This window comes from Malikia granosa (genome assembly GCF_002980595.1).
GTDB lineage: Bacteria > Pseudomonadota > Gammaproteobacteria > Burkholderiales > Burkholderiaceae_C > Malikia > Malikia granosa.
In genome coordinates this window covers 1-6387 of record NZ_PVLQ01000051.1, presented here as the reverse complement: position 1 = coordinate 6387, position 6387 = coordinate 1, and the positions used below count along the sequence as shown (strand labels likewise).

8 protein-coding genes are annotated in these 6387 nt (G+C 58.6%); 1 reads left to right on the top strand and 7 read right to left on the bottom strand.

Annotation, left to right across the window (positions count from 1 at the left end; all coding sequences use genetic code 11):
• Window positions 1-34: 34 nt before the first annotated feature.
• Window positions 35-544, top strand: a complete 510-nt coding sequence (locus C6P64_RS13100; RefSeq protein ID WP_105749013.1) for an OmpH/Skp family outer membrane protein — start codon at window positions 35-37, stop codon at window positions 542-544.
• Window positions 545-755: 211 nt separating this feature from the next.
• On the opposite strand, the gene C6P64_RS13095 is transcribed toward C6P64_RS13100, so the two are convergent.
• The 7 genes from C6P64_RS13095 to C6P64_RS13065 all read right to left on the bottom strand — a co-directional run bounded on the left by C6P64_RS13095 (window position 756) and on the right by C6P64_RS13065 (window position 5948).
• Window positions 756-1079 carry a YnfA family protein gene (locus C6P64_RS13095; protein ID WP_105749012.1) on the bottom strand — a complete coding sequence of 108 codons (324 nt, stop codon included), beginning with the start codon at window positions 1077-1079 and terminating at the stop codon, window positions 756-758.
• 68 nt (window positions 1080-1147) lie between these two features.
• Window positions 1148-2476, bottom strand: a complete 1329-nt coding sequence (locus C6P64_RS13090; protein ID WP_105749011.1) for a M23 family metallopeptidase — start codon at window positions 2474-2476, stop codon at window positions 1148-1150.
• A gap of 45 nt (window positions 2477-2521) precedes the next feature.
• Window positions 2522-3160 carry an SCO family protein gene (locus tag C6P64_RS13085; RefSeq protein WP_105749010.1) on the bottom strand — a complete coding sequence of 213 codons (639 nt, stop codon included), beginning with the start codon at window positions 3158-3160 and terminating at the stop codon, window positions 2522-2524.
• 1 nt (window position 3161) lies between these two features.
• Window positions 3162-3818 (bottom strand): DsbA family protein, encoded by a 657-nt coding sequence (locus C6P64_RS13080; RefSeq protein WP_105749009.1) that lies wholly within the window; start codon window positions 3816-3818, stop codon window positions 3162-3164.
• Window positions 3815-4231 carry a disulfide bond formation protein B gene (locus C6P64_RS13075; RefSeq protein ID WP_105749008.1) on the bottom strand — a complete coding sequence of 139 codons (417 nt, stop codon included), beginning with the start codon at window positions 4229-4231 and terminating at the stop codon, window positions 3815-3817. The genes C6P64_RS13080 and C6P64_RS13075 overlap by 4 nt, the downstream gene beginning before the upstream one ends.
• Window positions 4228-4674: a signal peptidase II gene (gene lspA / locus C6P64_RS13070; protein WP_170073104.1), complete on the bottom strand. Its 447-nt coding sequence runs from the start codon at window positions 4672-4674 to the stop codon at window positions 4228-4230. Before lspA ends, C6P64_RS13075 begins: the two co-directional genes overlap by 4 nt.
• A 665-nt stretch (window positions 4675-5339) precedes the next feature.
• Window positions 5340-5948: a recombinase family protein gene (locus C6P64_RS13065; protein ID WP_483869226.1), complete on the bottom strand. Its 609-nt coding sequence runs from the start codon at window positions 5946-5948 to the stop codon at window positions 5340-5342.
• Window positions 5949-6387 lie beyond the last annotated feature (439 nt).

Below are 6387 nucleotides of genomic sequence, written 5' to 3'. Positions count from 1 at the left end.
TATTTTTCAACGGCCTGCTAAAGGAGATCGCCAAATGAAACGAGTAGTTTTGACAGCGGCATTTGCCATGGCCCTTGTTGCTGGTGCGCCCGTCGGTGCCCAGCCGGCCAGCGCACCCGACAAGAGCGCGCAAGCGCAACAGAAGGCGCCCAACGTTGCCGAGTTTGACAAGCAGGCGACCCAGATCCAGGAAAACATCAAGAAGATGCAGGAGCAGATGGACAAGATCCGTCAGACGCAAGACCCGCAGGAGCGGCAAAAACTCCTCCAGGAGCATGCGGCGACCATGCAAAACAACATGGGATTGATGCAGGGCATGTGGGGGTCCGGCATGATGGGCTGCTGCGGGGGGGACTCCACGCCCGGAGGATGGCATATGGGTGGTCCAGGCATGATGGGGTGGCATGGCATGGGGAGCTACTATTCGCGGCTCAAGCCGGAACAGCTGAAGCAGCGTCAATACATGATGGACCAGTACCTTGGCATGCAGCAGCAGATGATGAATCACATGCTGTTCCAACAGAACTACATGTGGGCCCGGTAAGGCCAAGTCAACCCCGCCTTCCCATGCGGCGAGGGACGCTCTGCAGGCCGCTGAACTGATAAGCCGAGCGCAATCATGTCCACTTGCCCTATGCCAATGTCGAGATGCTGCGCGCGGCCAGCTTGAAGATCAGCTCAGGTTCGAGCGCTGATGGTCTACGCGCTGGAAACTCTCGTGCTTGGCGAAATGATGGGTCGGCAGGTCCTATGTTTCACAAGCGAGGCTGGTACGCAATGATCGCCATGCCTGCGAGGGTTACGGCCACACCCACCAGATCCCAGTTGCTCGGGCGGATGCCGTCCACCGACCACAGCCACCCCAGCGCCACTGCCACGTAAACTCCCCCATAGGCTGCATAGACTCGTCCGGACGGAGCGGCGTGCAAGGTGAGCAGCCATGCAAACGTGGCAAGGCTAAAGGCAGCTGCTGGTAACAGCACCCAGCCTGAGCCCTGACCGCGCAGCCACAGCAGCGGCAAGTAGCAACCGACGATCTCCGCGATGGCGGTGGCGATGTAGAGCAGCAGTGTTTTCATGGCGGCAAGGGAAGTTTAATCTTCCATGGGTTTCAACAGGGGCAAGGACACTCCCACTCGTGTCCGGATCACTGCGCGTTGGCTAGGGCGACAGCAGCGGCCGTGACGAGTTGTTCCCGCATGGCTTTTGCCTCCTGTTTGAAACCTGGCAGGTTGGCGATCACAACGGTCGAGGCCGATGAATCGCTAGCGATTCGCGACGGGTTTGTTCGCTCGCCCTTGACGAGGTATTCAAAGTGCAGGTTCGGACCCGTCGCCGTTCCGGTCGAACCAACCGTGCCGATGGTCTGGCCTTGCTCCACGCGTTGTCCAAGTTGGACGGCGATGCGTCCCAGATGGGCATAAGCGGTAGCGGCCTGATCAGGATGTCGAATGACCACGTAGTTGCCATATCCACCTTGCCAGCCCGAAAAGGTCACCACACCGTCGGCCACAGTCCGAATCGGAGTTCCGGCGGGAGCCCCATAGTCCGTTCCCTTGTGGGCTTTTTGCACCCCGAACACCGGGTGGATGCGTGATCCGTATGAACTGGTGACCCTGGAAAACGCCAATGGGGAGGCCAGGTAGGCCCGTCGCTGACTCGAACCATCCAGGTTGACGAACTCGCCGGCCTTGCCCGGCACCTGGAACCACATGGCCTGATGAGTCTCCTTGCCGCTCTGGATTTCGGCGCCCAGCAACCGTCCGGTGAACAGGATTTCTCCATCCAACTCAAACGCCTCATAGACCAGGCTGAAGCGTGCCCCTCGTTGCAAATCGCGCTGGAAGTCGATGTCCCCGGCAAAGGCCTCTACCGCCTGCTCAGCGATGGCATCCGGAATGCCGGCCTGATCGGTGGCGGCATAGAACGAGGAGCGAATGGTGAGCGAGCCGAACTGAACCAGACGCCGAGGTGTCGGCTGTTCGAGCCGAGAGGCGTACCCGCCGTCCTGCCGCTCCACCACCAGTCGGCTGACGCGCTGGTTGTTCGCGTCCACCCAGCGCACCGACAAGGTTTTCAGGCGCCCTTCGGGGGTTCTGGTGACAGAGGCCAGCTTGCCGGGCGCACCCGCTAGCAGCAGGCGCGATGTGGCGTCGCGTGCGAGAAACATCTGTGCATCACGATCATCTATGCCCAGCCGTCTGAGCAGGGTCTGGACAGAGTCATCACGACGAGTGAGCTGCGATTGGTGAACGAGAAACTCGGGGTTCGACCCTGTCAACACAGGCAAAGCTATAGACGCATCCACAGGCTCCACCACCTGCCGAACAGGCCACTGAGCTGCATCGGGCAAGGTAGGTGAGACGCCAAAGGCCACGACACCCGTACCCAGCATCAATATGCCCAACGCCCCCATCACAGGCCGCCGGTGGCTTTGGATCAGTGTTTTCAGTGGGGGCAGGTACGCGGGTTTCATGACAGTTCAGTAGATGGCTTCATCAAGGCTTGGAAAAGAAGAGCCTCAGACGGCGGACAAAAGGATCTTGATGTCCGACGCGATCGAGACGGCGTCGGTTCCGTAGGCGGAAAACAAGCGGACCCGACCTTCGGTGTCGAAGATGTACTTCCCTGCCGAGTGGTCCATGGTGTACGAGGTCGGGGTCGATCCCAGGACCTTCTTGAAGTAGATCTTGAAGTCGGTCGCGACGCCCTTGAGTTCGTCGGGCTCTGGCCGCAGGGCAAGAAAGCCCGGGTCAAAGCTTGCCATGTACTCCTTGAGCAATGGCTGAGTGTCCCGTTCGGGATCCACCGTGATGAAGAGCACCTGCAGCAGGTCGCCTTGTGCACCCAGCAAGCGCTTGACCTCCGCCATGGTGCTCATCGATGTGGGGCAGACATCCGGGCACTGCGTGTACCCGAAGAAGACCACCACGATCTTGCCTTTGAAGTCCTTGAGCGTTCTCACGCTACCGTATTGATCCTTGAGCCGAAGATTCTCTGCAAAGGTGGCACCGGTCACGTCGGTGCTCTTGAATTTGGCTACATCTGGTGAGCAGGCCACCAGTGCAGGGACACCTGCCACGCAAGCAAAGGTTATCTGCACAAAACGCCGACGACTGGAGGTCGGCTGCGCCGGGACAGATGAAAAATGCTGTGTCATGTCACTTCCTGGCTTTGGCCACTTCTTCGGCGACGAGGGCCTTCAACTGCACGTCACCAAAAGTTGGCAGACTGCGACCATTGACGAGGAACGTCGGTGTTTTGGTGACATTCAAAGCGGTCAGGTCCTCGATGTCCTGCTTCAAAACCGCCTCGATTTCAGGTGTCTGAGCGTCGTTTTTCGCCTTTTCGATATCCAGACCTGCCTCCTGCGCTGCGCGATACGCCAGATCGATGTTGGGTTTACCATGGTCGGCCCATTGCGGTTGAGTGGCCAACACCATCTCCAGCACAGGCAGGTATTTGTCTTGTCGTTTGGCGGCTTCCAGGAGCTTGACTACCTGATCAGAGCCCGGATGAAAGGGCGCGTATCGCATCACCAGCCGCACATCGTGCGGGTATTGCTTGAGAATGTCCTTGACGATGGGATAGAACGCTCTGCAGGTCTCGCACGCGGGGTCAAAAAACTCGACGATCGTGACCGACGCATTGCTCGGACCGAAGACTGGCGAATGGAAGCGAACCAACCTGTTTTCTGACTGACTGACCTTCTCGGCCTGTGAGTCCTGAACACGCTTCTGGTAAGCGTTCATGCCAAAGAAGAAGAAAGCCAGGACGATGACGATCAGGACTGAAACGGTGATTTTTTTGGAATTCATCTGGAGGACTTTCTGAGGTATGCGACGAGAAGGAAGGCCAGCGCCATGAACGCGGCCAGTGACAGCCAAGGTATCTGGACGCCATTGAGGATTTCGAGTTTCTGGTCCGCGCAGGAGACTCCGGCGCTGCAAGGCACCCAGGACTTGGGGATCAGTCCTGCAACGAGCAGGGTGTGGTAGCCGGCCATAGCCAGCCCTCCCAAGGCCAGTGCAAGGGCATAAACTGCACCCTGACGGTCATCGGTGAAGCAAGCGATCCCCAAAATGATTGCGATAGGGAACATGAAGATGCGCTGGTACCAGCACAGGGTGCACGGCGTCATCAGCATGACTTCACCGATGAAAAGAGCACCCAACGTGGCGGTGGTCGCAATCAGCCATGCCAGTAGAAGCAGTGACCAGTCCTTCTTCATGGTTCGCTCCTGGTCTTGGGAGGCGAATGCGGCAATGACATCAGCCCCCAGCCGATCACGGCCAACACGATGAAGACATCGGCCAGGTTGAACGCTGGCCAATGCAGGCCGCGCCAGTGCAGATCCAGAAAGTCGGTCACTGCACCAGTGAACATGCGGTCAATGAGGTTGCCAGTCCCTCCTGCCACGATCAGTGCCCCGACTAGCCGCTCCAAGGGCTCGGCGTGTTTGAATAGACTGATGAGCGTGATGGGAGCTACAACCAAAATGCCAACAGTAATGAAAAACCAGCGCTGCCAGCCACCAGCATCCGCGAAAAGCGAAAAAGCGGCTCCTTCGTTCAGGGCATGAACCAAGTTGAACCAGCTCGTCACCTCGATTGAAGACCCAAAGGGAATCGTCGCGGCGAAGTAGACCTTGGTCAACTGGTCCAAGGCGATCATGACGCCAACTGCGCAGAGCCAGAGCAAGCGGGGGTAGGCCCGCCAACGAGAAAAATGCATGAAATCCATCCCCAAAATAAAAACACCACCAGCCCCAAGGGGCTGGTGCGCTTTACAGGGATTGGTAAGTGCGCGGGGCTATCACGCGGCTAGACAATCCCCGGTTATACCGGGGATGTCCAACGTGGTCGATCTGGGCGATCAATGAGCAAGAACTCCGACCAAGGTAGCGGTCGAGAGAGAACCACCGAACTGGTTTGGATGCACCCCGAAGAGGGCGCCGCCTGCAAAGCCATGGAACAGTTGGCGTGGCAGGTACCGCAATCGAGATCTGGCGACACAACACCAGCCGACTTCTTGGCGGCAGCATCTTCGAAACTCTGATGCTGGTGGACATGGTGTCCGAGATGCTGTGCCATGGCGTCCCGGTCGTGCGCGCAGGACGAACCCATCGCAGCCCAAGACAGCTGCAACGGCATCCACATCATCAAGACGATCAGCAGCCACGAACGCATAGTTCGATTATATGCGCTTGGCTTACACACGGCCGTCAAACACTTGCTGTGCTGACGCTCATTGCTTTCATCTGATAGGCAGCTGGGGGTAGACACCGGGGACTGAATCGTTGCCGAGTTGGCACGTAGTCTGTTTCATACCATCGCCACCTACCCGACTGAACCACGGGAGAGCAACTTGACGCCGTCCGGTCGCAGTTCGCCCTGGGGCGACACATGCCGGTAGAGCGTCTGCCGGGTAATCGCTAGTTCTGCACAGAGGTCGCCGACCTTGGTTTCCGGTTGCCCCATGCTGGCCATCGCCAGGCGCAGTTTGGCGGCGGTCATCTTGAACGGGCGCCCCCCTTTTTTGCCGCGAGCGCGCGCCGAGACAAGTCCGGCAACCGTTCGCTCGGAAATCAACTCCCGTTCGAACTCGGCCAGTGCAGCAAAGATTCCGAACACCAGCTTGCCAGCAGCGGTCGTGGTGTCGACTGCCGCACCGTGACCCGTCAGCACCTTCAATCCCACGCTACGCGCAGTCAGGTCGTGCACCGTGTTGACCAGGTGGCGCAAGTCTCGACCGAGCCGGTCGAGCTTCCATACGATCAGCGTGTCGCCTTCACGCAGCGCCTTCAGGCAGGCAGCCAGCCCAGGGCGATCATCACGTCGACCCGAAGCCAGATCCTCGTAGAGATGAGCGGGATTCACGCCGGCAGCGATGAGCGCGTCGCGCTGCAGATGGGTGGACTGTGATCCGTCCGCTTTCGATACCCGCATGTATCCAATATGCATACTGTTCCTGTCACATATACGTTCGTTTGTGAGACAACCCGCTCATCCGAGCTACAGACTGCTGGCAATCCGGCGAGTTGACAGGGCTACTTGTGGCGTCGCGTCATCGACGCCACGCACAGGGCATCGGCTGCTGGACCGGACCCTGGTCTACACGGCATTCACTCGGGTGCAGCGACAGGTGGTACCAGTTGGCGCCGAGGCTGCAGCGAAAGAGGCTGTCGAAAGGCCGCCTCGCGCACAAGCTCCTCAAGTTGAAATCAATCCTCGCCTAGCTCGAAGGCCCCGAAGAACGCTGCCAGCTCATAATATGCATCTGGTTGCACGTTACTACGGGCACTATCCTTCATAGGTAAAGTCACTCACTCACATCCAGCAAGAACGAACTTTTACCTCATATAAGGGGAGTGATTTCAAGGTGCCC

What these genes read in the sequence shown, in the direction of transcription:
- C6P64_RS13085 (WP_105749010.1), bottom strand. Translation starts at nt 3,160, where the DNA reads ATGACACAGCATTTTTCATCTGTCCCGGCGCAGCCGACCTCCAGTCGT.
- C6P64_RS13100 (WP_105749013.1), top strand. Translation starts at nt 35, where the DNA reads ATGAAACGAGTAGTTTTGACAGCGGCATTTGCCATGGCCCTTGTTGCT.
- C6P64_RS13065 (WP_483869226.1), bottom strand. Translation starts at nt 5,948, where the DNA reads ATGCGGGTATCGAAAGCGGACGGATCACAGTCCACCCATCTGCAGCGC.
- lspA (WP_170073104.1), bottom strand. Translation starts at nt 4,674, where the DNA reads ATGATCGCCTTGGACCAGTTGACCAAGGTCTACTTCGCCGCGACGATT.
- C6P64_RS13095 (WP_105749012.1), bottom strand. Translation starts at nt 1,079, where the DNA reads ATGAAAACACTGCTGCTCTACATCGCCACCGCCATCGCGGAGATCGTC.
- C6P64_RS13090 (WP_105749011.1), bottom strand. Translation starts at nt 2,476, where the DNA reads ATGAAACCCGCGTACCTGCCCCCACTGAAAACACTGATCCAAAGCCAC.
- C6P64_RS13080 (WP_105749009.1), bottom strand. Translation starts at nt 3,818, where the DNA reads ATGAATTCCAAAAAAATCACCGTTTCAGTCCTGATCGTCATCGTCCTG.
- C6P64_RS13075 (WP_105749008.1), bottom strand. Translation starts at nt 4,231, where the DNA reads ATGAAGAAGGACTGGTCACTGCTTCTACTGGCATGGCTGATTGCGACC.